The organism is Amaricoccus macauensis (genome assembly GCF_049800915.1).
Classification (GTDB): domain Bacteria; phylum Pseudomonadota; class Alphaproteobacteria; order Rhodobacterales; family Rhodobacteraceae; genus Amaricoccus; species Amaricoccus macauensis_A.
Window position 1 is genome coordinate 130,766 of record NZ_JBNAFY010000006.1, and the last position, 25,703, is coordinate 156,468.

Sequence of the window (25,703 nt, forward strand, 5' to 3'; positions counted from 1 at the left end):
GTCCCCTTCTGGTGGACAGGGGCACGAAGGCAAAAGGTTAGACTGATGGACTATGATGCCCTGTTCCGCCAGCATCTGAATCAGCTACAGGACGAGGGCAACTACCGTGTCTTCGCTGAACTGGAACGGGAGAGGGGTTCTTTTCCCCGCGCGCGGCGCCACTCCGATGGCACCGTCAGTGATGTGACGGTCTGGTGTTCGAACGACTATCTCGGCATGGGACAGCATCCTAACGTGGTGGCTGCGATGCATGAGGCCGTGGACCGCTGCGGTGTTGGAGCGGGCGGAACCCGGAACATCTCGGGCACCAATCACGATCATGTCCTGCTCGAAGCCGAACTCGCCGACCTTCATCAGAAGGAAGCGGCGCTGCTCTTTACCTCCGGATACGTGTCGAACTGGGCGTCACTTGGCACATTGGGGGCCAAGCTGGATGGATGCGTCATTCTTTCTGACGCTTTGAACCATGCCAGCATGATTGAAGGTATTCGTCACTCCCGCGCTGAAAAACGCATCTGGAAGCACAACGATCCCGAGGATCTCGACAGGAAGCTGTCTCAGATCGACCCCGACCGACCGAAAGTGGTAGCATTCGAGAGCGTCTACTCGATGGACGGCGATATCGCACCCATCGAGGAAATCTGCGATGTGGCAGATGCCCATGGGGCAATGACCTACCTCGACGAGGTCCATGCTGTCGGTCTCTACGGCCCGCGCGGCGGCGGGGTTGCGGAAGAGCGTGGCCTGATGGACCGCGTGACACTCATCGAGGGCACGCTCGGGAAGGCTTTCGGAGTCGTTGGCGGCTACATCACCGGTTCGGCACCCCTGATCGATTTCATCCGTTCGTTTGCAAGTGGCTTCATCTTCACCACCGCGCTTCCGCCGGCAGTCGCGGCCGCGGCTCGTGCCAGCATCAGCCACCTCAAGACCAGTCAGATCGAGCGGATGCGCCAGCGCCGCAACGTGGAGAAGCTCCGCGCACGACTCGATGCCATCGGAATTCCGCATCTTCCAAACCCGAGCCACATCGTGCCGGTGATGGTGAAAGACCCGGTCAAATGCAAAATGATCTCCGATATCCTGCTGAATGATTTCGGAATCTATGTTCAGCCGATCAACTATCCCACAGTGCCGAAGGGGACGGAGCGCCTGCGGTTTACTCCGTCGCCCGTGCATACGGATGAGGATCTCGATCGGCTGATGGCGGCCCTGACCTCGCTCTGGAGTCAATGCGCCCTCGCGCGCGCCGTTGCCTGACCGCCACATCCCTTCCTACGTTCACGCGCCAGTTGTCTGCCGCGCTTTGGCGTGACACTCTTGCGCGGGGAAAACGGAGGGGAACATGATCAGATTAAACGTGCCTTGCGCAGTCGCCACCTTGCTGGCGGTTGTGCCTTGCGTAACCGTGGCACAGGAGGCACGGCTGGTGCGCATGGCGACCGGCAGCCCGGCCGGCGTCTATTTTCCAGTCGGGCTCTCCCTTTGCCGTCTGGTCAATGAGAATCGCTCGGAACACAAAATTCGATGCGCTGCGGAAACGAGCGAAGGTTCACTGGACAACCTCGAGAAACTGAGAGCGAAGGATGTCGATCTTGCAATCGTACAATCCGACGTTCAGGCTGCGGCTTCGACTGGCGACAACGCCTTTGACACCATGCGCGCTGTCATGTCGCTCTACCCGGAAACGGTAACGATCGTGGCGGGATCCGACACCGACATCGACAGCCTTGCGGCACTTGAAGGCAAACGCATCAGTGCCGGACCCATGGGATCAGCCCAACGTGCCATGTGGAACACGCTCATGGCGGCCGAAGGCTGGACCGAGGAGAGCTTCGCCGACCTGCTGGATCTGTCGCCCGCGGATCAGGCATCTAGCTTATGCGAAGGACAGATTGACGCCTTCGTGACGACAATCGGACATCCGGCGCTTACGGTGCAGGAGGCTACTCTGGGCTGCGACGCGGAGATCGTCCCGGTGGAAAGCCCCGAGATCGAACAGTTCGTGTCTGAGAGTTCCGCGCTTGTGCAGGCCGAGATCCCCGGCGGACTCTATGCCGGACATGCGGAACCAATACCGAGCTTTGGCGTCACGGCGACGGTCATCACCCGAACCAATGTTTCGGAAGAGATCGTCTATACCTTCGTTTCGGCCGCGTTAATCAACCTGGACCGGCTTCGGCTTTTTGATCCAGCGCTGGCGGATCTTGAGATAGAGACCATGGCAAGCGCCGGCCTCTCCGTCCCCCTACATGACGGAGCCGCACAGGCCTTCGATGCAGCGGCGAACCCCGTTCCCGCCAACTGACTAATTTAGGGCCTAAACGGTGACACTCTGGGGTTCTTCCCGTGTTTCGTGAACGTTGCGATCGAGACGAAGGCGCCCGCGGGCAGCCTGCTCGACCAGACCGTCCATGGCGAGTGCGGCGGCCCCGCGCGCCCAGATGCGTTCGCCCCATTTGTGTATCTGGATCTCGGGGCGGGAACGCTCCGGCACCACAGTCAAGCTCTGCATCTGCTCAAGAACATTCTGGCTGTAGAGATAATCATACTGCATCCGTTCTCCGGAAAAGATGATCAGGCTCGGATCGAAGACATTGACGAGATTGGCCAGACCAAGAGCAAAGAGACTGCCTGCACGCTCGAACACACCGCGCGCCACGGGATTGCCCGCCATCGCTTCCTGATAGAGCAGATCGAGTTCGGTTCTGGGCGTGACATCGTGCGAAAGATCCCGCCCCAAAGCCACTCCAGCTTCACGCGCGATCGCGTAGTCAGCGACATAAGCCTCGAGACAACCACGCTGCCCGCAGCGGCAGAGCATTCCGCCATGCTGAATCTTGGTGTGCGCGAATTCGGTTCCGATCCCCCGAGCCCCCCTGAAGATCTTGCCATCCAGCACGATACCGAGGCCAATCCCCTGCTCGATCGTCAGCACGATAAAATTGTCGATGCCCCGCCCGTGACCAAACCATTTCTCCGCGAGAGCGACGAGGTTTGCATCATTGTCGAGCGCCACGGGACAGGAAAATCGCCGCTCGATCAGGTCTCCGAACGGAGCATTCCGATCCCCGAAACATGCGCTCCAATGGATGACACCGGTATTCGAGTCCACGAAACCTGGAACCCCCACACCAAGCGAAGCGAGTTCTTCTTCCCGTCTTCCGCAAAGCGCTAGCGCCTCGAGAACCGTGTCGCGAAGCAGGTCCGCGACATCGCCTGCTGTCCTCGACAGGGGAGCCGCCAGTTCGCTAACGACGTATGACAGTTCTTCTCCGGCAAAATCGGTCAATGTAACCGTGATCTTTTCGGCAGAGATTTTCGCGCCCCCGATCAGAAACGCATCGGGGCGCACCTGCAACAGCACCCGGGGCCGACCGCGACTGCCCGCACGCACGTGCTCAGGATCAACGGTCTCCTCGACAAGCCCCTCAGCAACGAGATCCGCAGTGATAGACGTCACCGTTGCGGCGCTTATGCCGGTCTCGCGCGCGATATCCACGCGGGCGATGCGACTGTGGTTGCGGATTGCAGCCATTATCGCGCGACGGTTCTGCGCACGCAGACCTTGGACCTGTGTCAACTGAACTGGCAAGGTTTCGTCCCTGTGAGAGCAATTGTTCAGATGGCACTACAAATATTCAGAGCCCACCAAGCGCCGACCTGCAAATTTTTTGCTCACTATAGCTTGCAGTTGCAGTGCCAATTTGTCTCATAAATTAATCACTGGATGACAAATTTGTCAAACTAAATTCATTTCGAGAATTATTTACTGTCAAAAACCGGCAAATTGCCATTCAGCACGCAGGGACCTCCGAGCAAACTAGCGTGTTCGGGTTCCACGGCGGGGTGACAGAACGTTCGATCTGGGATAAACAACCTTTACTCATTTTGGAGGTCGTCATGGAAAACACCCGGATACCACGCTGGTTCTGACCAGGCCGGACAGGCCCGCCGGGCCATATTCCATGCAATTCCCGCTGCCAATATCCTCCAATCGAGTGCTTTTTCATGTTTGCCTTCTTCGAATCGCTCGTCGATCCGTATCAGCGTTACACTGAGGATGAGACGCCCTCCCGGCGCCTGATACCGTATATCGCTTCCTTTCTGAGGCCCGCCCGCGGCGTGATGTTCATGGCGTTTCTCGCGGTCATGACGATCAGCCTCATCGAGGTCTGGCTCATCCGATATACCGGGCAGGTCGTGGATAGCCTGTCGGAAACCGGTGCCGAAGGTGTATGGCAGGCCCATGGGCTCGAGTTGCTTGGGGTCGCGGTCTTCATCCTGCTGGTTCGCCCCGTGGTACAATTCATTGCGGATGCGCTGCTCAACCAGTCCCTGATGCCCAACATAGGTGCGATGGTCCGCTGGCGGAGCCACCGGCACCTCCTCCGCCAGTCGGTCGGCTGGTTCCAGAACGATTTTGCGGGGCGTATCGCCAATCGGGTGATGCAGACCGCGCCGGCCGTTTCGGAGGCGACCTTTCAGACCTTCGATGCCATTGTCTACTCGACCGTCTACCTCACCGGTGCGATCTGGCTCCTGTCCGAAACCGATCCGCGACTCGCCATCCCGCTCGTGTTCTGGTTCGGTCTCTATGTCGCGCTGATGGCGTGGATCGTGCCTCAGGTCGGACGTGCTTCCAAGGCGGCCGCAGACGCTCGTTCTCAGGTGACGGGCCGCATCGTCGACAGCTACACGAACATTCAGTCCGTGAAGCTCTTCGCCCATGGCCGGGTCGAGGAAGCCTATGCCGGTGATGCGATCGAGGCTGCCCGCAAGACCTTTCAGGGCCAGATGCGGCTCATCACCAAGATGGAATTAGGGCTGACGCTTCTGAACGGCATTCTTGTCGTCTCGGTCGTCGGACTGGCAATCCATCTCTGGCATGGAGGCTATGCCACGATCGGCACCGTCGCCGCCGCCACAGCCCTTACTTTGCGGCTTTCCGCAATGACGGGTTGGATCATGTGGGCGCTCTCGGAGCTGTTCGAGAACATCGGCACAATCCGGGAGGGCATGGAGACCATCGCGCAGCCCGTTGACCTGCCCGATACGGAGGGCGCCACGGCACTTGTTGTGGACAAGGGCGAGGTTATGTTCGATCGGGTGAGCCATCATTATGGAAAGGGCGAAGGCGGCCTGCGCAGGGTGTCGCTCTCCATCGCCCCAGGCGAACGCATCGGGCTCGTGGGGCGTTCGGGGGCGGGGAAATCGACCCTTGTGAACCTTCTCCTGCGCTTCTTCGATGCCGAAACCGGCACGATCCGGATCGACGGGCAGGATATCCGTGCGGTTACGCAGGACAGTCTGAGGCGCAACATTGGCATGGTGACGCAGGATCCTTCCCTGCTTCACCGCTCCGTCCGCGACAATCTGCTCTATGGAAAGCCGGAGGCGAGCGAAGCGGAAATGATCGCCGCCGCGAAACGGGCCGAAGCCCATGACTTCATCCTCGGTCTGCGCGATGCCGCCGGCAACACGGGATATGACGCCATGGTCGGAGAACGGGGAGTCAAGCTTTCGGGCGGGCAACGGCAAAGGATTGCGCTGGCACGCGTGATCCTGAAAAATGCGCCCATCCTGGTGCTGGATGAGGCAACCTCCGCACTCGACAGCGAAATCGAGGCCGCGATCCAGACCAGCCTCTACGGACTGATGGAAGGAAAGACCGTGATCGCCATTGCGCACCGCCTGTCGACAATTGCTCATATGGACCGGATAGTCGTTCTGGAGGATGGCGCTATCGCGGAGCAGGGCAGCCACAAGGAGCTTCTGGCGCGGGGCCGGTCCTATGCAGCCTTTTGGCAGCGGCAATCGGGCGGCTTCCTTGCCACCGAACCGGAACCGGAGGGGGCCGAGTGAAATTCCTTTCGGACATCATTTATGCCTTCCGTCATGCGGATGGCCCGCCACCGGACCGGCTCCTGCCCTTCCTGCGATGGGCGCTCGACGGCGCTTTTCCGGCCATTTTCCTCATGCTGGGCCTCAGCATCGCCACCGGCCTGACGGAAGTGGCGGGCGCGGCGATCATTGGCTGGGTGATAGATGCGGCGCTGGCGCGCGGACCGGAGGGTCTGTTTCCGGGAATCCTGCCAGGACTTCTGGGCGTGGTGGCATTCTTCCTGATTCTGCGGCCCTTCGTGATGGGTGGAGGTGCTGCCGTCACGGCGCTGACATTGCAGCCCAACATCTATCCCCTCGTTCTTTCACGGATAAACCGTCATGTGCTCGGTCATTCCCTGAGTTATTTCGACGATGACTTTGCCGGGCGCATTGCCCAGAAGGCGCAACAGACCTCGCGCGCCACGACAGAGGTCGTGACCGAGATCTGCAACACCTTCGGCTTCGCGATCAGCGCCGTAATCGGGGCCGCCACGGTCATGGCCCTGGTGAGTTGGCAACTTGGCGTGATACTGGCGCTCTGGGTAGTGGGATATGTCTTCCTGATCCAGTACTTCCTGCCGCGCATCCGATCCCGCTCGAAGGCCCGGGCTGCGGCGCGCGCCGTGGTGACCGGCCAGATCGTCGATACGGTCTCGAACATCGCGACCGTCAAGCTCTTCGCCCATGGCGCCTTCGAGGATCGCGCGGCGCTCGATGCGCTTTCGGGGTATCGCGACAGCGCCATCGGGTTCGGGCGCGTTGCAACCGGGTTCCGGTTCCTCCTGATGACCCTCGCGGGGCTACTGCCCGTCGCGCTGATATCGGCTTCGCTGTGGTTCTGGTCCCAAGGTACCGCGAGCGCGGGCGACATCGCAGCGGCGGGGCTCATCTCGACCCGTCTCGCGCAGATGTCGGGATGGGTGAGCATGGTGGCCATGGGGGTCTTCGCCAATATCGGCGAGATTGAGGATGGCATCCGCACGCTCAGTCCCCCGCATCGGGTGGTCGACCGGCCTGATGCGCAGCCGATCGAGCGCGCGCGCGGTGCGGTGAACTTCGAGCACGTGCGCTTCGGATACGGGCGCAAGGAAGCCGCCATCGAGGATCTCTCGCTCCATGTCTCACCTGGCGAGAAGGTCGCGCTGGTCGGTCGGTCGGGGGCCGGAAAGTCGACGCTCGTTTCGCTGCTCCTGCGGCTCTACGATACCGAAGCCGGGCGGATCACTCTCGACGGCACCGATATTCGCGACCTGACCCAGGATGGACTTCGGGCACAGATCGGCATGGTCCGGCAAGAGACCTCGATGTTCAACCGCTCGGCATTGGAGAACATCCGCTATGGCCGACCCAACGCCACGGACGAGGAAGTTATTGCCGCGGCCAAGCGTGCGGAAGCCCATGATTTCATCCTCGGAATGCGGGACTTTCTTGGTCGCGAAGGCTACGACGCGCATCTCGGAGAGCGCGGGGTCAAACTCTCTGGCGGGCAGCGGCAGCGGATCGCGCTGGCCCGCGTGATCCTCAAGAACGCGCCGGTTCTGGTGCTCGATGAAGCCACATCCGCGCTTGACAGCGAGGTCGAGGCCGCGATCCAAGGCACACTCGAGACGGTGATGGAAGGCAAGACCGTAATCGCCATCGCGCACCGGCTTTCGACCATCGCCCGGATGGACAGGATCGTGGTGCTCGATGGCGGCAGGATCGCGGAAGAAGGCAGCCATGCCGAGTTACTTGATCAGGGCGGGCTCTACGCCGGCTTCTGGGATCATCAGTCGGGCGGGTTCATCAACCTTGCGGCGGAGTGACGCGGGCCATGCCGCGGCTCGATCAGGCGCTTGTCGAGGCGGGGCTGGCGGAAAGCCGGGCGCGGGCGCAGGCTCTGATCGCCGCGGGTGTGGTCGAGATTGACGGCAGGCCGGCAGCAAAACCGGCGCAGAAGGTCGGCCCCGATAGCAGGGTCAGGCTCACCGAAGATCCCCTGCCCTATGTTTCGCGCGCTGCCCTGAAGCTCAAACATGCGCTGGACACGTTCGGGCTCGATCCCGGTGGCGCGGGGGCGCTTGATCTCGGCGCCTCGACTGGAGGGTTCACCCAGGTGCTTCTCGAAGCGGGCGCGGCACAGGTCTGGGCCATTGATGTGGGCCATGGGCAGCTTCACAAGAAGCTTCGAGGCGACCCGCGCGTGCAGGTCATCGAAGGTTTGAACGTGCGGGATCTGACCCCGGAGCAAGTGCCCCCACCCGACTGGATCGTTTCGGATCTTTCCTTCATTTCGCTCGAGAAGGCACTGCCGCCCGCACTCGACATGGCTGGGCCCGGCGCGACGCTGGTTTGCCTTGTGAAGCCACAATTCGAAGTGGGTCGCGCGCATGTCGGCAAGGGTGGAATCGTGCGCGATCACGGCGCGATAGAGGCCGCGCGCGAGCGAATCCGTCGGTTCATCGAACGATCGGGCTGGACCGTGATCGGAGAGTGCGAAAGCCCGATCCGTGGCGGTGACGGAAACGTGGAGTTCCTCCTCGCGGCCCACAAATCAACTCCAGACCGCTAGACCGAAATCCGGACCACCCAGGCTCCAGGCGTTCCGAATGCCAGTCACGGTGCGGTGACGAGACCGTCACGTCCGGGATGTTCTCTTGTGGATCATCACCGTCACGAGGAGCTTGTGATGAACATGCCGCAGAGAAAATTCGAGCTGCAAGCCAATGCGAGCCGGCTCACGCTCGCCACCCGGATGAGGCCGGAAGCCGCGATGGGTCTGGCCACGGCGCGCCTCATGGTTCACCCGGCGTTTGCCCGCGCGCCCTTCGGGCATATCGCCCGCGCGCTAGCCGGGCAGGTCAACCGAGGACACTATGCCTTCGCCATGCGAAGCGGACAGCCGGTGGGGTTCGTGGGCTATGGCCTTGTTTCGGAAGCCGTCGGCGAGGGCTGGCTCGCGGGGAACCGCGCCATCGGCACCGCGGAGGCCGTGGGCGGCGATTGCCTGCTGCTCAATTTCTGGCAGGCGGATGATGCCGAGGTTGGGGCTTTCCTTCGTTCAGCCCTCCGCATGACCCTGCCCGCTATCCGCCGCATTTATGCCAAACGTCACTACCCGGACGGCCGCACCCGGCCCGTGCGGCTCGAACTCGCCTGATTTCCTGAGAATTTTCCCTGAGAACAGCGAAATGGATGTTCCATCATGACCCGAGTCAATGCGGCCCTCGCGCGGGAAGGCGTCACATTTCTTGACGGAAGTTTCGACTATGAAAGACATGCGTTTGATGACTTCCGTTATCCAAACAGCTCACGAAATTCTGGAGGGGGAACGAGCTGGAACGAATATTTCTGGTTCGACAAGGAAGAAAACATCGTCAGTGCATTCGGGCATGACATGTATATCCTCAATTCATACCCAGGCGGATTTGTAGACCGGCTCGAAATCGCATTCGACAAGAATGACCATGTCATTCGAGATGACGGCGACCCTGACACAAACGATTTATATCTGCGCCCTGATGTCACCATCGACAAGCTCACGCCAAAGGATCTTGCCGGCGAAGAGGGCGAAGCCATCTTTTATGAAATTACTGGCCACCAGAGCGATGGAAGCTTCCACAATTATCTCATGAGCCATGATGATGAGATCACCGGAAGCGACTATGACGACGCAATCAAGGCCGGGGGTGGGGCGGACGACCTTTGGCTGCGGGATGGCGATGACCTTGGCATTGGGGGTGAAGGCGACGATTTCATCACCGGAGGGCTGGGAGATGACTGGCTCGAGGGTGACACTGGCAACGACCAGCTTCATGGCGAATTCGGTAAAGACACGCTCAGTGGCGGCAGTGGCAATGATACCCTCACCGGTGGCAGCAACAACGACACACTCAGCGGCGGATCTGGCAACGATACGCTCAGTGGCGACGGCGGCAACGATACGCTCAACGGCGGGGCAGGCAATGATGACCTGACCGGTGGAGCCGGTGCCGACCTGATGAATGGCGGAACGGGAAGTGACCGCTTCATTTTCGAGGCCGTTTCGGACTCAACCAGCCGCAAACCGGACATCATTCGCGATTTCGATTTTGACGGATTCGAGCGAGACAAGATCGACCTGAGCGAACTCGGTGTAACCGGCTTAACGTCCCTTGGCTCATTCGGTGGTCCGGGCGCGTATTTGGTCGGGGCACGGAATGTCGGAACGGATACCCATCTGCTGGTCAACACGGATTCCGATGCGACTGTCGAGATGAAAATCATCGTTCGGGACGGGTTCGTCACGGCACAAGACTGGTCCGAAAGCGATTTCATCCTGGCCTGACCGGCGGCCAGGCATTTTTAAATCCCCCTTTGAAATTCGATCATCAGGAGGTGACGAATGACCAGAGTAAACGCACATGACGCGAGAGAGGGCTTGAATTTGACGCCCGGAAGCTTCGCCTTCGCGGGACGGTATGTTTCGATTTCCGGGCAGAAGTCCACATGGCTCGATGAGGACATAAACCACATCACCGCCACCGGTTCGGAGCTGAATTCGAACGGAACCCAACCCAGTCACGGTTTTGTCGAGCGCCTTGAAATCGACCTCTCCTGGAACGACACCAGCGATCCGGATGTCACGATCAGCGGGATCACGCCGGACCATGCCGAAGGGCGTCTGGCCCCCGCGAGCCTTGCGGATCTCACCGCACCGGATCACGGAGCGTTTTTTGACGAACTGATGGCCTTCGACGACAACGTCATCGGGAGCGGCCACGACGACGTGATAAAAGCCGGAGGTGGCGCGGATACATTGTCTCTGGGCTGGGGGGATGACCTCGCCTACGGACAAGAAGGCAACGACCGGATCACCGGGTCCGGAGGCCGTGATACGCTCTATGGCGGGGCTGGCGATGACAGCCTGTTCGGGGATGCCCCGAGCCCCGCTAGCGATATTAATGGAATTGGTGGTGACAGTCTCTATGGCGGGAGCGGGAATGATCTGCTCGACGGCGGACTTGGGCTCGATCTGCTCGACGGCGGCGGCGGCAACGATTTGCTGATCGGCGACCGCGGAGGGCCATGGTTCGAACCGTACTCGAGCTTCGCAACAGACACGCTGCTCGGCGGGGCAGGAAACGACATTCTGATCGGAGGTTATGGCGCAGACATCCTAACCGGCGGCACGGGCAGAGATACCTTTGTTTTTGAGCGTGAGACAGATTCAACACTCTACAATCCGGATATCATTTCGGACTGGAGCGCAAACGACCGGATCGACCTGAGCGACCTCGGCGTAAGGGAGCTCATCCATCCGGACGAGCCTTGGGCACCTGGCGGACACAGGGTTGTTGCGCGCGACGTGGGAACCGAAACACACCTTTACGTCAATACCGACACCGATCTGTTCGCCGAGATGAAGATCGTTCTCCAGGATGGCGACAGCACAGCGCGCGATCTCAGCTACGATAACTTCATTCTGGCCTGATCGGGGCCGTTAATGGCCGCCCCTTTCCGTAGAAAAATATTGGTTTCCGGGCGGGCGCTTTATCTGCCTCCCGGCACGACCTCGCCCCCTGGGGCGAGAATTTTCCCTGAAATCAGAGATAAAGGAAGTATTTCATGACGAGCGTAAATGCGAGCAATTCGACAGAAGGCGTCAGCTTTGCGATCGGGAACTATGCCTTTTTCAGGCAAGATTTTGCATTGAGTTCAAGTGAATACTCCTGGATCGATCGGCAAGGCCACGACATCAGTGCGCATGGCAGCTTTATCGATACAGAGGGAGCGCCGCCCAGCTCCGGCTTTATCACCGAGATCGAAATTGATCTTTCCAATAACGATTTCAGCGATCCCGATGTACTGATTACCGACATTACCGCGGACGACGGCTTCGGCGGTCTGTTAAGTGCGCGGCTCGCCGACCTGACCAGTTCGGATGCCGGTGCGTTCTTCAACGAACTGATGACATTCAACGATGACATCACCGGAAGCGCCTACAGCGACACCATGAAGGCCGGTGGCGGCGCCGATGAACTGGACCTCGGGGGCGGAAACGATTTCGGATATGGCGACGCCGGAAACGACACGCTGCGGGGCGGCAATGGCAATGACATGCTGTTTGGCGACAGCATTGAGCTTTTCGGCCCCAGCGGCACGGGTGGAAACGATGAGCTCTTCGGCGGAAACGGCCAAGACACGCTGAACGGCGGCGGCGGAAATGACGACCTCAATGGCGGAGCAAACAATGATCTGCTGATCGGCGGTGCCGGAAGGGACATCATGACAGGCGGGGGCGGTAGCGACGTTTTTGAGTTCCGAAGAGTGACCGATTCTACCAACTCCAACCCCGATACCATCTCGGGTTGGAACGCAAATGACCGGATCGACCTGAGCGACCTCGGCGTGACCGATTTCACGGTTCTGGGCGCGGGCGCGACACCGGGCGCGCATACGGTCGGGGCTCGGGGAATGGGGCAGGATACCCACTTGCTGGTGAACACCGACGGCGATGCGGCGGTGGAGATGACCCTAATCGTCCAGGACGGTTCCGTGCGAGCGGTGGACTGGAACGCAGGCGATTTCATCCTCGCCTGATGGGCGGTTGGCGGAGAGCGGGGCGCAGCATGCGCTCCGCTTTTTCGGGCGCGAAACGCGGTATGGAAACGATATGGATTCCGTATGGTTTGCGTATGGTTTCGGTATGGCTACCTTTTAACAGTTTGATCACCATTTCAGGCAGATCGAGAGGGCCGATGGCGCCCCGCAGCTTACCCTTGCCCACACCGGAGGGTTCGGCGGAACCACCGTGCTGTGCGCCTGAACAGGGTATGGAACCGGACGGCTGCACAAGCATTACGCATGGATACTACTATAACGCGTAATGTGTAGCGTCGCGAGTTGCTAATCGTATTGAGTGTACCCAAGCTTGGGTTGGCCTGGCGGTGCCTTGGGCGTTCGGGTCGCAGCTACATTTATTGAAACACGGGAGTGGTGTCGGACTTACGGGTCCATGAAACAGCGCTCCGCCCTGCTCCCGTGAAACCAACAGACGGGGGTCAATCACATGTCAGGCGAAAGCAAGTTCGAACGCGTGATCGGGAGCCGCGATGTCATCGCACTGGCTTTCGGCGCGATGATCGGCTGGGGATGGGTCGTCCTTGCGGGGTCGTGGCTCAGCAATGCCGGGACATTCGGCGCGGTGACCGCCTTTGCAGTTGGTGGCGTTGCGGTCGTGCTCATTGGGCTCACCTATGCGGAACTGGCATCCGCCATGCCGCTGACCGGCGGGGAACATGTCTATTCCCACAGAGCGCTGGGGGAGGTCGGCTCTTTCATTTGCACCTGGGCGATCATATTCGGATACGTATCTGTGGTCGCGTTCGAAGCGGTCGCGCTTCCCACGGTGGTCGAGCAACTGATCCCGGTCTACAAGCAGGTCCACCTCTATTCCGTTGCCGGTTCCGATGTGTACCTCACCTGGGCGATGCTCGGTAGCGCCGCTGCAGTCTTCATCACCTGGATCAACATTCGCGGCATCAAGACCTGTGCCCTTCTGCAGCGAACCGTTCTGCTGCTGATCTTTCTCGGCGGGGCCGCACTCTTCAGCGGCAGCCTCTTCGATGGCAGCCAGGCAAATGCGGAACCGCTCTTCACCGGCGGGGCCGGCGGCATCTTCGCAGTGCTGGTGATGGTGCCCTTTCTCTTCGTCGGTTTCGACGTCATTCCGCAGGCCGCGGAGGAGATCAATCTGCCCCCGCGCAAGATCGGCACCTTGCTCATCTTCTCGGTGGTTCTGGCCGTTGTTTGGTATATGCTTGTTGCCGTTTCGGCCGGTCGCGCTCTCGACGAGGAGGCCCGCGCAGCGAGCGGGCTGGTCGCGGCTGATGCCGCCACGGCGGTTCTCGGGGGCGAATGGGGCGGCATGCTGGTCATCCTCGCCGGAATCGGCGGGATCATCACGAGCTGGAACGCTTTCCTGATCGGCGGCAGCCGTGCGATCTACGCGATGGCGGAGGCCCGAATGCTGCCGGCATTCCTCGCGAAGCTACATCCTGTTTACAAGACGCCGGTCAATGCGATCTTGCTCGTCGGCACGCTTTCGGTTTTCGCGCCGCTGCTGGGTCGTGGAGCATTGGTCTGGTTCGTCGATGGCGGCGGGCTCGGCATCATCGTTGCCTATGCGATGGTCGCGCTTTCGTTCATCGTGTTGAGGCGCCGGGAACCGGACATGCCTCGGCCCTTCCGCGCCGGAAAGGGCCCCTGGGTTGGCTACGCCGCACTCGTCCTTTCGATCGGACTGACGCTGCTCTACCTGCCGGGTTCGCCCGCAGCACTGGTTTGGCCGGTCGAATGGGGCATCGTCGCCTTCTGGTCCGTGCTAGGCGCGGTCTTCTACGCCTATTCGCGGTTCACCTACGGCCGCGCCGTCATGGAGCACTGATCCCGCGGCATTCACGTCTCAGCCAGTAGCGCGCGCAGGTCGAGCGGGCGGGTGACCATCGAGAGGTTCCCGTCCGCATCGTGCGGCCAATCCGCGCGCGGACGATCCCAGTAAAGCTCGACGCCGTTCTGGTCCGGGTCGCGCAGATAGAGCGCCTCGGAGACCCCGTGATCGGAGGCGCCGTCGAGCGGTATGCCGGCCGCCTGAAGCCGCCGATAGGCATCCGCGAGATCCCGGCGCTCGGGATAGAGAAACGCAGTGTGGAAGAGACCGGTATGACCGGGAGGCGGCGGGGTCGCGCCCGCACTTTCCCATGTGTTCAGCCCGATATGATGGTGATACCCTCCTGCCGAGAGGAAAGCGGCTTCGCGGCCATAGTATTGCTGGACCTCGAACCCCAGAACGCCGGAATAGAAGGCGACGGCGCGGTCGAGATCCGCGACCTTGAGGTGGACATGACCTACACGGGCACCGGAGGCGATTGGTTTGCTCATAACATTTTCCGTTTGTTGCTAAAATTAGTATAATGGATGTTATGGCTGAAATAAGGTGCCAATTTGGAAACTGAAGGTTTCTCCGATGCATGATGCCCAGGGCATTCTGATTGAACGGCTTGGCCAGGATGGCGACGGTATTGCGGGAGAGACGCGCATACCCGGTGCGCTGCCGGGAGAGGTCTGGTCGATCGAGCCGCCAGCGCTCCTGCGCGGCGCATCGCAGGCGCGAGTGGAACCGAAATGCCCGCTCTTCGGCTCATGCGGCGGATGCAGCCTGCAACATGCGAGCCCGTCCTTTCTCGCGGCGTGGAAGGGCGATGTGATCGCGCGCGCCCTTCTGGCACATGGGCTTGAAACGGAGATCCAGCCGACGCGAATGTCTCTGCCCTGGTCCCGGCGCCGGGCCGGGCTGTCCGCACGGCGAACGAAGAAGACCGTGCGCGTCGGGTTTCATGCCCGTCGCTCGGAGGAAATCGTGCCGCTGACCACCTGCGAGGTGGTGGAACCCGCGATCCTTGCCTCGATCCCGGTGCTGGAGCGGCTGACGGTGATCGCGGCTCCCCGCGCGCGGGAGATCCGCATTCAGGTCACGCATGGCCCGGCAGGGCTCGATGTGGATCTGCGCGAGACGAAGGAACTGGACGGAAAGGCACGGGCCGATCTGGCGGCGCTTGCGCGGGACGCAGGGATCGCGCGGCTGAGCCTCGCGGGCGAGACGCTTTTCCTCGCCCATCCGCCAATCCAGCAGATCGGTCGGGCGCGGGTGGTGCCGCCCCCCGGCGCGTTCCTTCAGGCGACGCAGCAGGGGGAAGCCGCCCTGACGGATGCGGTTCGGGAGATTGTCGGAGAGGCCAGGCGGGTCGTGGACCTGTTTTCCGGCTGCGGGACCTTCGCGCTGCCACTGGCCGAAGGGGCTGAGGTTCATGCGGTGGAAGGGGCCGCGGATCTGACCGGCGCGCTCGATCGAGCCTGGCGCGGCGCGACAGGGCTCAAGCGTGTGACCACCGAGGTGCGGGATCTCTTCCGCCGCCCTCTCATGGCCGATGAACTGGACCGGTTCGATGCCGTCGTCATGGATCCGCCGCGCGCCGGTGCCGAGGCACAAAGCGCTGAGATCGCGCGGAGTCGGCTGTCTACGCTGGCCTATGTTTCCTGCAATCCGGCGACATTTGCCCGCGATGCGGCGGTGCTTGTCGCATCGGGTTTCCGGCTCGAGTGGGTGCGCCCGGTGGACCAGTTTCTCTGGTCGGGGCACGTGGAACTGGTCGCGCATCTTGTGCGATAGCGACCTGACGCCCTGCCCCTCGAAAGATTTGAGACAAAATCCGGCGGCATGTGATGCAGGTTTTGCCTTGCCTGCTTGACTTTTTCCTTCGCAAGCGGCGGCTTCTCTGGCATAGTTCGCGCGACGTGCAATCAAAAAAGACACGCGAGCAGTGAAATGACAGGCAAGAAACGCGTGCGGCGTTTCGTTCTCCTGGGCTTTGTATTGGCCTTGAGTGCGTGTGGAGGGACCAAGAAGCCGCCCTCGACCGTGGTAGACGCATGCCGCATGAAATCCGAAAGACCCCAGTGGTTCCGGGCGATGGAGCAGACCGAGCGGAAATACGGCGTGCCCGTTTCCGTCCAGATGGCGACAATCGCGCGAGAGTCGAGTTTCCGGCATGATGCCCGCCCGATGAAACGGGTCGGCAGCAGCATCTTCGCCCGCGAGGTGCCGCGCTCCAGCGCCTACGGCTATTCGCAGGCGCTCGACGGGACTTGGGAGTGGTACAAGAACGAGACGGGACGGAGCCGGGCAAGCCGGACCAACTTCTCGGATTCCTCCGATTTCATCGGTTGGTACATGACCCAGAACGCCCGCGCGAACGGCGTTTCCCAGCAGGACGCATATCGGCAATATCTGGCCTATCATGACGGGATTACCGGCTATGCCCGTGGTTCCTATAGGAAAAAATCCTGGCTGCCGGCCGTGGCGCGCGACGTTGAGGCCTGGGCGGCGCGTTATGACAGCCAACTTAAGAACTGTCGGTAACTGTAGATTTTGACGATGGCCGCAGAACTCGCCTATCGTCGCAGCGCAACAGGTCAGGAACGCGCTGATGGACAGGCTGGCGGAAATGGAGGCCTTCGTGACGGTGGTCGATGCGGGCGGCTTCACCGAGGCCGCGCGCAAGCTCGAGGTGTCCAAGTCCGCGATTTCCAAGAGTGTTTCGGCACTTGAGGGGCGGCTTGGCGTGCGCCTACTCAATCGGACCACGCGGCGGGTGAACCCGACGGATGTGGGCCTGGCCTACTACGATCGCGCGCGTGCGGTGATCCGCGATGCACGCGATGCGGACAGCATGGTCACGGCGATGCAGGACATGCCCAAGGGCTCGCTGCGCATTTCGGTGCCGGTGAGCTTCGGTATCGGCGGGTTCTCCAAGGTCATTGCCGGGTTCCTCGCTGCCTACCCCGAGGTCGAGATCGACATGGTGCTCGACGACCGGTTCGTGGAGCTGGTCGCGGAGGGTTATGATCTCGCGATCCGCATTGGCACGCTGGCCGACAGTTCGCTGAAGGCGCGCAAGATCGCGGAGGCGCGCATTCATCTCGTGGCCTCGCCCGAGTATCTCGCGGCTCATGGGACGCCGATCACGATCGAGGCGCTGAACCAGCACGATCTCCTGCATTATTCCTATCTTTCGACCGGAAATTTCTGGCGGCTGCGCAGTTCGTCAGGTCAGGAGCGGCAGATACGCGCTGGCGGGCGGTTGACGGTCAACAATGCCAACTCCCTGCGCAAGGCGGCGGAGACCGGGATCGGCATTGCCTGGATTCCGAATTTTGCGCTCGGCGACAGCCTCACTTCCGGCCGACTGGTGGAGATCCTGCCGGAGACCGCGAGCGAGCCCTTCGGGGTCTATGCGGTCTATCCGCCGGGGCCGTTTCCACAGCCGAAGCTCCGGGCGCTCATCGACTATCTCGTGGAGCATTATCGCGGCCAGGGCCCCGATCAGTGGGAGGGATAGGCCCTCACGCTCTTTCGCGATAGTGGTAGCGACCGATTTCGACAAAACCGAGGCCAGAATAGAGGGCGATTGCGGGTTCGTTGGAGGCGCGCACCGCGAGGGCCAGGGTATCAGCGCCTTGCGCTGCAGCCCAGCTTGCCGCGGCACGGGTAATGCGTGCGCCGAGCCCGTGGCGGCGGGCCGAGGCGCGCACTTCCAGCGCGTGGAGCATGGCAGTGGAGCCACTGACCGCCACGAAAGCCGCGCCCTCCGGTCGGTCGCCAGCGCGGCCCATGATCCAGATCTTGGGCAGCTGCACCCGATCCATGATCCGGAGTTCGGCCGGACGCGATCCCGCGTCGCGCCAGATTTCCTCCAGGGCCATCAGCGGACCGGCGCAGAAGATGGTGCGTTCGTCGCAGCGGTCGAGAGCGAGGCTGCGCACGGGCGCCTCGACCAGAATGGCCGGGTCGCCTACCGCGTAGCCCTTCCCTGCAAGCTCCGTATCGAGTGCCGCGTGTTCCGGCCAGATCTGGAAACAGGGGCTCTGGCCCCACCCCGTCATCGCCGCTTCGGCCTCTTGCACCGACCAGTCAAGGGATTGCAGCAGCGCCGAGGAGACCCGCCGTCCGCCGCCCAGGCCCTGACGGATGAGGAACCCGCCCGCGCTTGCCGTTGCGGCCGGTGGCCAGGTTGCGTTGAGGTCGAGGGCGTGGCTCACGTCGTCTCTTCGGCTGCGCTGATTGCGGGAGAGACGATCACAGTTTCGGGTCGGATGGTAGAGGTGTCTCGCCTCAGTGCAGGCTCAGGAGCACCTCGATGTCGCGCTGGCCCAGCGGTTCCATCAGCGCGCGTTCCTCGGCATTGAGATGGGCGCCGCCAGCGATGTAGCTGCGCATCTGCCGCGCGATCTCGCTGGCCGACTGATAGTAGAGGTCGGGGTATTCCCGGCTCAGCTCCGTGATCAGCCGCTGGAGCAGCTTCTTCCGCTTTTCGGCGTCAAGGTCTTCCCGCTTTTCCTGCAACATTGCCCGGTGCGCTTTCCCGTCTACTTCATCCTTTGACAAGATAGGGGGCGCGGACGCCGCGTCGAGGCCCCCTACGGGCATTCGGCGGGCAATCGACTGGCAGGGAAGGACAGGCGACGGATGATCGGGAGGTTCGCATCGCTTCTGGGGCGCGGTCGGTCAGCGGGGGAGCAGGAAGCGGGCACGGTTTCGGCCCCGGCTGTGCCCTTCGCCGAGCGGGTGCGGGCGCTCGACCGGGATCCCTACTTGATGGTCGCGGATGCGGACCTCAGGGTGATCTCGGTCTTCGACGATCTGAGATACGACCGGGCCGATCTGGACATTCTCACGGGGTCGATGCGGGCGCGCGCGCTGAAGCGCCTCGTGCCGCTGGGATTCCGGCAGGTTTCGGGCTCGGTGTTCGAGAACCGGGTGGAGGACATTCGCTTTCTGCTGCCGAAATTCCATGCGCTCGGAGCATCACCCTTCGACGCCACGCGCTACGCGACCCGGCGGGAGCAGGACTACTTCATCCTGACGCCGACGCAGTGCGCCTGCCTGATGGTCGATAGCTATCCGGTGGAGGAGGCCGTGGACCGGATAAAGGCGCTGATCGTGCGGCACCCAATCAATCTCTACCGCATTCTCGATTTCCTGGAACGAAAGCCCGTGCATCAAACCTTCGAGGGGGCTATCGGCCATCTGAAGTTTGTCCAGCGCGAGGCAGTCGAGAGCGAGCCGCTGAAGAGCCGTCGCGCCCTGGGGTGAGCGTGCGCCGATCTAGTAGAGCTGAGACGAATGCTCGACGGTGCGGACGAAGACATCGTTGTCGGCACAAAGCTGGGTGATGGTGCGGGGCGGGGCGATGTCGGTGAAGAAGCCGTTGAGTTCGGCCAGAGAGGCGATGCGCACGGGTGCGGCCATGCGGAACTTGGAGTTGTCCGCCACGAGGTAGCTCTTGCGGGCGTTCTTGATGATGGCCTGTGCCACCCGGACCTCGCGGAAATCATAGTCCAGCAGCGAGCCGTCGGGATCGACCGCCGCCGAGCCGATGATCGCGTAGTCCACCTTGAACTGGCCGATGAACTCGGCGGTCACTTCCCCAACCAGTGCCCCATCCGAGCGGCGCAGCATCCCGCCGGTGACGATGACCTCGCAGTTGGGCGAGGTGGCGAGGATGTTGGCCACGTTGAGGTTGTTGGTGACCACCATCAGGTTCCGGTGCTTGAGGAGCGCGCGGGCCACGGCTTCGGTCGTCGTGCCGATGTTCATGAAAATCGAGACGCCATCGGGGATCTGCTCGGCGACCATGCGCGCCATCATTTCCTTGGCGTCGGATGCCAGCGAGCGGCGATCCTCGTACCCCAGCGCGATGACACCCGAGGGTATCGTGGCGCCGCCATGGACACGGGTGAGCTGGCCGATGTCGCACAGCTCGGCCAGATCCCGGCGGATGGTCTGGGCGGTCACGTTGAACTTCGCCGCCAGTCCCTCGACCGTGACCTTGCCTGACTCCCGCGCCATGGCCAGGATCTCGGAGTGACGGAAATTCTGCGCCATATGGGTAGGGTCCTCTTTTGGCTATTTAATCCGCGGTCCGGCCTGCTTGCAACAACTCGCATGGGTTCTGTCTTCGAACCACCGCCAGACCCGCGAAACCGGATCCGTCGAGCTCAAATCGCCCCTTGGCGTGTGCCATGGCTTGCAGGGACGCGGAAGGGGCGTTATCCCGAACAGGCTTAATTCACGAATGGCCCGATCCGGGACATCTCCCCGCGGGTTCCAGCGTGTAGGACGCAAATGCATTTCCTGCTGCAGGTCGGCAACGGGCCGGTCACTGCAGTCTGAGTAGACAGGCGTTATGGAAGGGGGAACTCAATGGCAGTCAAGGTAGCCATCAACGGCTTCGGCCGCATCGGGCGGAACGTGCTGCGGGCGATCGTCGAATCGGGACGTGACGACATCGAGGTCGTGGCGATCAACGATCTCGGCCCCGTCGAAACCAACGCCCACCTGGTGCGCTACGACAGCGTGCACGGCAAGTTCCCGGGTACGGTGACAGTCGATGGCGACACGATCGACGTCGGTCGCGGTCCGATCAAGGTGACCGCCGAGCGCGATCCGAAGGCGCTTCCCTGGGGTGACGTGGATATCGCGCTGGAGTGCACCGGCATCTTCACCGCCCGCGACAAGGCGGCCTTCCACCTCGAGAACGGCTCCAAGCGCGTGATCGTCTCGGCACCGGCCAGCGGCGCGGACAAGACCATCGTCTACGGCGTGAACCATGATGCGCTGACCAAGGACGACCTGGTGATCTCCAACGCGTCCTGCACCACGAACTGCCTCGCCCCTGTCGCCTATGTGCTCAACAACGCCATCGGGATCGAGAAGGGTTTCATGACCACGATCCACAGCTACACGGGCGACCAGCCGACGCTCGACACGATGCACAAGGATCTCTACCGCGCCCGTGCCGCCGCACTTTCGATGATCCCGACCTCGACCGGTGCCGCGAAGGCCGTGGGCCTCGTGCTGCCAGAGCTCAACGGCAAGCTTGACGGTGTCGCGATCCGCGTTCCCACCCCGAACGTTTCGGTCGTGGACTTCAAGTTCATCGCGAAGAAGTCGACCACCGTCGAAGAAATCAACGCCGCGATCGAGGAAGCTGCGGAAGGCCCGCTCAAGGGCATCCTTGGCTACACCAAGGAAAAGAACGTCTCGACCGACTTCAACCACGACCCGCATTCCTCCATGTTCCACATGGATCAGACCAAGGTCATGGACGGCACGCTTGTCCGCATCATGTCCTGGTATGACAACGAGTGGGGCTTCTCGAACCGCATGGCCGACACCTCGGTCGCCTTCGCGAAGCTGATCTGATCCCTGCCGGCCCATTGGCCGGAATCCAATGCTTCAAGGCCGCGCCGATTTCTCTGCGCGGCCTTTTTTCGTGAGCGCAAGGCGGATGGAACGGCGGGAATGGCAGGGTGCAGGAATGGCCCCCGGCTGTTATACTTGCATCGAAGAACCATGTACCCGCGGCGCAACAATCTCGTGCTGCATTGCGATATGAGCATTTTTTGCTTACGCGAGCAATTGCTCAGGTATAGAGGGAGCCATCATAGAAAAGCAGGGGGATGGATGCATGAAGCCACGGATACTCATTCTCGGCGGCGGGTTTGCCGGCATGTTTGCGGCCAAGGAACTCTCCAAGACCCTTGGGGATCGGGCCGACCTCGAGCTGATCAACGGCACCAATCACTTCGTTTTTCAGCCGCTCCTGCCGGAGGTGGCTGCGGGTTCCATCACCACCCGTGACGCGATCGCGCCGCTGCGGCTGCTGCTGCCGAACGTCAAGATCCGTCAGGCGCAGATCTACGACGTGGACACCGAGAAGAAGATCGTGACCATCTTCCAAGGCCAGCAGCGGCGCTATACCGAGGTGAGCTATGATCATCTCGTGGTCTCGCTCGGCCAGGAGGTGGATCTCTCGCGTTTTCCGGGGCTGAGCGATCATGCGATCACCATGAAGAACGTGAGCGACGCCTTTCGGCTGCGCAATCACGTCATCGACAAGCTCGAACATGCGGACATCACCGCCATGCCGGAGGTCAAGCGCGAGTTGCTGACCTTCACGGTGATCGGCGCGGGCTTCTCGGGGATCGAGACCGTGGGCGAGATGAAGGAGCTGATCGACCGGTCGCTGAAATTCTATCCCAATATCGATCCGGGCGAGATCCGGGTGGTGGTGCTCGAATTCGCCGATCGAGTGCTGGCGGAACTGCCCGAGAGCCTGGCTCAATACGCGCATGGCGCGCTGGAGAAGCGCGGGATCGAGATCAAGCTCAAGACAGGTGTGGCGCGGGCGACGGGCACCTGTGTCGTTACCTCCGATGGCGAAAAGATCGGCACGCGCACCATCGTCGCCACGATCGGGAACGCCCCTGCCCCGCTTCTGGGCAAGATCGGCCTGGAGACGGCCCATGGGCGTCTTGCGGTGGATCGGACGCTCAAGGCACGCGGCGCGGAGAATGTCTGGTCGCTGGGAGACTGCGCGCTCATTCCCATGAAGGAGGACGCCAAGGACCGACGAGATTTCGCGCCACCCACGGCGCAGTTCGCCGTGCGCGAGGCCCGGTTGCTCGCCAAGAACCTTGCCGCCAGCATCAGCGGCGCCAATCTCGTGCCGTTCGACTACACGTCGAAAGGGTCTCTGGCCTCGCTCGGTGGGCGACGCGGTGTGGCGGAAGTCTACGGGATGCGGCTCACGGGGTTCGCGGCCTGGCTCCTCTGGAGGGCCTATTATCTCGGCTTCCTGCCGGGCTTCGGGACCAAGCTGCGCGTCCTGCTCAACTGGCTGAGCGACACCGTGCTCTCGCGCAACACCGTGCAGGTAAAGACCCATCTGCAGGGCGGGTCGGAATACGTTCATTACCTGGCGGGTGACCGGATCTTCGAACGGGGCAGCAGGGCGGATGGCTTCTACACGGTGATCGAGGGAAAGGTGGAGCAGCGCATTCCCGGAGCAGACGGCGAGGAAATCGTGCGAGTTCTCGGACCGGGCGATCATTTCGGCGAACGAGTGCTGCTTGGCAGCGGCCTGCGGACCGGCACCGTGCGGGCCATCGAGGATACCAAGGTCATGGTATTGGCGGCCGATGACTTCCAGCGGCTCACGAGCGCCTTCCCGGCCCTGAAGGTCTATTTCGACAAGCATGTCGAAAAGATGACGCGGGTGCGTGCGTCCGGTGGCGAGACGGAAGTGAAGCCCGTGGAAACGCAGGGCGCCAGCGAAAAGAGCGCGGTCTAGACCGGACCCGTTTCAGACGGGCTTGCCGTCTGAATGAGCGATAGGCAGGAGCATTCCGACGGCTTCGGGGCGGCGGCGCGTCGCCCCGAAGCCGTCTCATCCTCTTGCCGGACCTCTCAGCGGCACTTCGCGGTCGAGCAATCCCCGAGCCGGGCCATCAGGATGTCGAGCGGCGGCATGACCGGGCTGTAGCTCGGGTGGAAGAAATCGGCGTAGAATTGCGGGAACGGGTAGCCGCTCTCGCACTCCGGATCCGAAAGTTCCTGGATCGCCTGCTCGACGCCTTCCCTTTCGGGCAGCTGGATCACAAGGGTTTCCTCGTCGCCCTGCGCAAATTCCAGGCGGGTGATCCGCTCCGGAATCTCGGCGATGCCGCGCAGCTCCTTGCGGAGATCCTGCACCGTTTCCGGCCGGTTGCGCTGCCCGGTGGCCCAGTCCGTCACGAGCCGGCCCATTTCGACATGGTCGATGATCCGGATCGCCTCTTCATGCGAATCCGTATTTGCTACGCGATGGTCAAACATACTCTTCCCTCCTTCGGTATGCCGACTGCCTGCCCCCCCAGTATTCACGGCGTGCAGTCTTGCCCCATCTGCAAACCCGTAGTGGCTTTGCAGATATTCGATCATGGTGCCGATCTCCTCCGGCACTCGCCCTCCGAAGACGCGGCAGCGCAGCGCCTCGAAGGCATCGTTTCGTTCCGCGGGAACCAGTGCCGCGGATATCGTTTCGCCCATGATCAGTGATCCGAGCGCGCCGAGGCTGCGCCCGCCCGCATCCGCTTCTGCCTCGAGCATGAGGAAGAGCGGCAGCGGGGGATCCTCGGCCAGTCTCTTGAGTTGCGCCCCCGCAAATCCCGCGTTCACGAGCCAGGATTTCAGCGCCCGCCGCCATACGGTGTCCTTTCCAGCAAAACGGCCCGCGACCAGTTCGGGATGATGCTCCCGCGCCAGACGGGTGAGCGAGGCGACCGAACGGACACTTCCGCTCGATGCGGCGATGAGGTCATTCAGGACCAGGTATTCGGGCGTGCCCGCGCGCATCAGACCGCCCCAAGCGGCGAAGGCCCGTGGAACATGGGGCCCGATCGGCGCGGCCTGTTGCGGCGTGGAGCCCGCCACAGCGAAGAAGTTCGAGAAATCCGCAAGCCAGTCTTCGGTCAGCGGCATATCCGATGGGCGGCCCGTGCTGGTATGGCGCAGGATGTCCCGCAGCGACACCGCGCCACGCCGGGCGTTGATCCGGTAGCTGTCGCGCGGAATGCAATGGCGCAGCGGCGCGACCCCGGCCAGGAACTCCGGCGATGCGACCTGTCCGGCTTGTGCGCCCCAGGGTTCGAAATCGCGGCCCTCGAGTGCCTTGTAGACGACCGGCAGCATCCAGGCGCGGAGCAGGTCGCGGGTCAGGACGTCGCGATAGATGCTTCGGGTGATTCTGCGGGCGAACATGAAGGCCGGGCCGTAGGGATCGGCCCCAGGCTCTTCAACCGGAGATTGCTGCTTCTGAATCGCGACCAGTGTCGCGGCGATAGCATTGTGCAACATCACCCAGAGCGTTTGGGTCTGGCCCAGGAGCAAATTTGAATCGGACAGCGGGGAAGGAAACAGCGCGTCGCGGCCGGGATGGGCTCCCGTCAGTTCACGCTGCGGGCGGGTCATGCGCGGCAGATCCCTGTCCGCACCCCATGGCGGGGCGGTATCCGAAATCCGGGTCCGGTTGAGCAGCAGCAGGTAACGCGGATTTCCCGGCGCGGCCGGACCCTGGTAATATTCCTGATCGACCAGCGGACCGTTGCCGTAGATCAGCGCGAGATCGAGGCGGTTTGCCCCGGTTGGCGTATCCTCGCCGGAAAACAGCAGATCATGGAAGGCGAATTGGGTGAGATAGGTGATGCCGGCGGGAATGGACGAGTCCCGTAAGGGGCGTGATGTACCTCCGATGGCTTCGGCAATGCGCCGGAGGCAGGCGTAGGCTCCGCCCTTTTCGTCGGGTCTGTCCGGGTTGATGAGAACAGCGCGCGCCATCTCTTCGGGGGAGGGATTTCCCCAGAGATTGGTCGGCCCGGCCTGCGTGTCAAATCTCATGTCTGCCCTGGGTTCTGCG

The 25,703-nt window shown here is 62.0% G+C and carries 22 protein-coding genes; 16 read left to right on the plus strand and 6 right to left on the minus strand.

Going from position 1 to position 25,703, the window contains the following annotated elements:
- The first annotated feature begins 45 nt into the window (after positions 1-45).
- Together hemA and ACP15W_RS15770 are read left to right on the plus strand one after the other, a co-directional pair.
- Complete coding sequence (hemA, locus tag ACP15W_RS15765) at positions 46-1,260, plus strand: 5-aminolevulinate synthase (RefSeq protein ID WP_424933875.1); 1,215 nt, start codon at positions 46-48, stop codon at positions 1,258-1,260.
- 85 nt (positions 1,261-1,345) lie between these two features.
- Positions 1,346-2,308: a TAXI family TRAP transporter solute-binding subunit gene (locus ACP15W_RS15770; protein ID WP_424933876.1), complete on the plus strand. Its 963-nt coding sequence runs from the start codon at positions 1,346-1,348 to the stop codon at positions 2,306-2,308.
- A gap of 12 nt (positions 2,309-2,320) precedes the next feature.
- Here ACP15W_RS15770 and ACP15W_RS15775 read toward each other — a convergent pair whose 3' ends face one another.
- Positions 2,321-3,595, minus strand: coding sequence for an ROK family protein (locus ACP15W_RS15775; RefSeq protein WP_424933877.1), 1,275 nt, complete (start codon positions 3,593-3,595; stop codon positions 2,321-2,323).
- Positions 3,596-4,011: 416 nt separating this feature from the next.
- Between ACP15W_RS15775 and ACP15W_RS15780 the strand changes: the two genes are divergently transcribed.
- The 8 genes from ACP15W_RS15780 (at position 4,012) to ACP15W_RS15815 (ending at position 14,293) form a co-directional block, all read left to right on the plus strand.
- Positions 4,012-5,865: an ABC transporter ATP-binding protein gene (locus tag ACP15W_RS15780; RefSeq protein WP_424933878.1), complete on the plus strand. Its 1,854-nt coding sequence runs from the start codon at positions 4,012-4,014 to the stop codon at positions 5,863-5,865.
- Entirely contained in the window at positions 5,862-7,691 is a 1,830-nt protein-coding gene (locus ACP15W_RS15785; RefSeq protein WP_424933879.1) for an ABC transporter ATP-binding protein, read from the plus strand. The genes ACP15W_RS15780 and ACP15W_RS15785 overlap by 4 nt, the downstream gene beginning before the upstream one ends.
- An 8-nt stretch (positions 7,692-7,699) precedes the next feature.
- Positions 7,700-8,437 (plus strand): TlyA family RNA methyltransferase, encoded by a 738-nt coding sequence (locus ACP15W_RS15790; RefSeq protein ID WP_424933880.1) that lies wholly within the window; start codon positions 7,700-7,702, stop codon positions 8,435-8,437.
- Between the two features lie 117 nt (positions 8,438-8,554).
- A complete protein-coding gene (locus tag ACP15W_RS15795) occupies positions 8,555-9,025 on the plus strand; it encodes a hypothetical protein (RefSeq protein WP_424933881.1) in 471 nt (156 codons plus the stop codon).
- Between the two features lie 45 nt (positions 9,026-9,070).
- The gene (locus ACP15W_RS15800; protein WP_424933882.1) at positions 9,071-10,192 is read left to right on the plus strand and encodes a calcium-binding protein; all 1,122 of its coding nucleotides are present in this window, start codon (positions 9,071-9,073) and stop codon (positions 10,190-10,192) included.
- A gap of 57 nt (positions 10,193-10,249) precedes the next feature.
- Complete coding sequence (locus ACP15W_RS15805) at positions 10,250-11,338, plus strand: calcium-binding protein (protein WP_424933883.1); 1,089 nt, start codon at positions 10,250-10,252, stop codon at positions 11,336-11,338.
- A gap of 134 nt (positions 11,339-11,472) precedes the next feature.
- Positions 11,473-12,447: a calcium-binding protein gene (locus tag ACP15W_RS15810; RefSeq protein ID WP_424933884.1), complete on the plus strand. Its 975-nt coding sequence runs from the start codon at positions 11,473-11,475 to the stop codon at positions 12,445-12,447.
- A 469-nt stretch (positions 12,448-12,916) separates the two neighbouring features.
- Complete coding sequence (locus ACP15W_RS15815; protein ID WP_424933885.1) at positions 12,917-14,293, plus strand: APC family permease; 1,377 nt, start codon at positions 12,917-12,919, stop codon at positions 14,291-14,293.
- Between the two features lie 11 nt (positions 14,294-14,304).
- Here ACP15W_RS15815 and ACP15W_RS15820 read toward each other — a convergent pair whose 3' ends face one another.
- Positions 14,305-14,787, minus strand: a complete 483-nt coding sequence (locus tag ACP15W_RS15820) for a VOC family protein (protein WP_424933886.1) — start codon at positions 14,785-14,787, stop codon at positions 14,305-14,307.
- Positions 14,788-14,872: 85 nt separating this feature from the next.
- Between ACP15W_RS15820 and ACP15W_RS15825 the strand changes: the two genes are divergently transcribed.
- The 3 genes from ACP15W_RS15825 (at position 14,873) to ACP15W_RS15835 (ending at position 17,804) form a co-directional block, all read left to right on the plus strand.
- Positions 14,873-16,075: a class I SAM-dependent RNA methyltransferase gene (locus tag ACP15W_RS15825; RefSeq protein ID WP_424933887.1), complete on the plus strand. Its 1,203-nt coding sequence runs from the start codon at positions 14,873-14,875 to the stop codon at positions 16,073-16,075.
- Positions 16,076-16,231: 156 nt separating this feature from the next.
- On the plus strand, positions 16,232-16,825 hold the full coding sequence (locus ACP15W_RS15830) for a lytic transglycosylase (protein WP_424933888.1): 594 nt from the start codon (positions 16,232-16,234) through the stop codon (positions 16,823-16,825).
- A 67-nt stretch (positions 16,826-16,892) separates the two neighbouring features.
- Positions 16,893-17,804 (plus strand): LysR family transcriptional regulator, encoded by a 912-nt coding sequence (locus ACP15W_RS15835; protein WP_424933889.1) that lies wholly within the window; start codon positions 16,893-16,895, stop codon positions 17,802-17,804.
- A 4-nt stretch (positions 17,805-17,808) separates the two neighbouring features.
- Here ACP15W_RS15835 and ACP15W_RS15840 read toward each other — a convergent pair whose 3' ends face one another.
- Together ACP15W_RS15840 and ACP15W_RS15845 are read right to left on the minus strand one after the other, a co-directional pair.
- On the minus strand, positions 17,809-18,504 hold the full coding sequence (locus ACP15W_RS15840; RefSeq protein WP_424933890.1) for a GNAT family N-acetyltransferase: 696 nt from the start codon (positions 18,502-18,504) through the stop codon (positions 17,809-17,811).
- 73 nt (positions 18,505-18,577) lie between these two features.
- Complete coding sequence (locus ACP15W_RS15845; RefSeq protein WP_424933891.1) at positions 18,578-18,811, minus strand: hypothetical protein; 234 nt, start codon at positions 18,809-18,811, stop codon at positions 18,578-18,580.
- Between the two features lie 120 nt (positions 18,812-18,931).
- On the opposite strand from ACP15W_RS15845, the gene ACP15W_RS15850 reads away from it, so the two are divergent.
- Positions 18,932-19,558 (plus strand): hypothetical protein, encoded by a 627-nt coding sequence (locus ACP15W_RS15850; RefSeq protein WP_424933892.1) that lies wholly within the window; start codon positions 18,932-18,934, stop codon positions 19,556-19,558.
- 12 nt (positions 19,559-19,570) lie between these two features.
- Here the strand turns inward: ACP15W_RS15850 and ACP15W_RS15855 are convergent, their stop codons facing one another.
- Positions 19,571-20,350: a DeoR/GlpR family DNA-binding transcription regulator gene (locus ACP15W_RS15855; protein ID WP_424933893.1), complete on the minus strand. Its 780-nt coding sequence runs from the start codon at positions 20,348-20,350 to the stop codon at positions 19,571-19,573.
- 318 nt (positions 20,351-20,668) lie between these two features.
- Here ACP15W_RS15855 and gap point away from each other — a divergent pair, with 318 nt between their 5' ends.
- The gene (gap, locus tag ACP15W_RS15860) at positions 20,669-21,670 is read left to right on the plus strand and encodes a type I glyceraldehyde-3-phosphate dehydrogenase (protein ID WP_424933894.1); all 1,002 of its coding nucleotides are present in this window, start codon (positions 20,669-20,671) and stop codon (positions 21,668-21,670) included.
- A 265-nt stretch (positions 21,671-21,935) separates the two neighbouring features.
- Entirely contained in the window at positions 21,936-23,600 is a 1,665-nt protein-coding gene (locus ACP15W_RS15865) for an FAD-dependent oxidoreductase (RefSeq protein ID WP_424933895.1), read from the plus strand.
- Positions 23,601-23,716: 116 nt separating this feature from the next.
- On the opposite strand, the gene ACP15W_RS15870 is transcribed toward ACP15W_RS15865, so the two are convergent.
- Positions 23,717-25,684 (minus strand): hypothetical protein, encoded by a 1,968-nt coding sequence (locus ACP15W_RS15870; protein ID WP_424933896.1) that lies wholly within the window; start codon positions 25,682-25,684, stop codon positions 23,717-23,719.
- Positions 25,685-25,703: the final 19 nt, after the last annotated feature.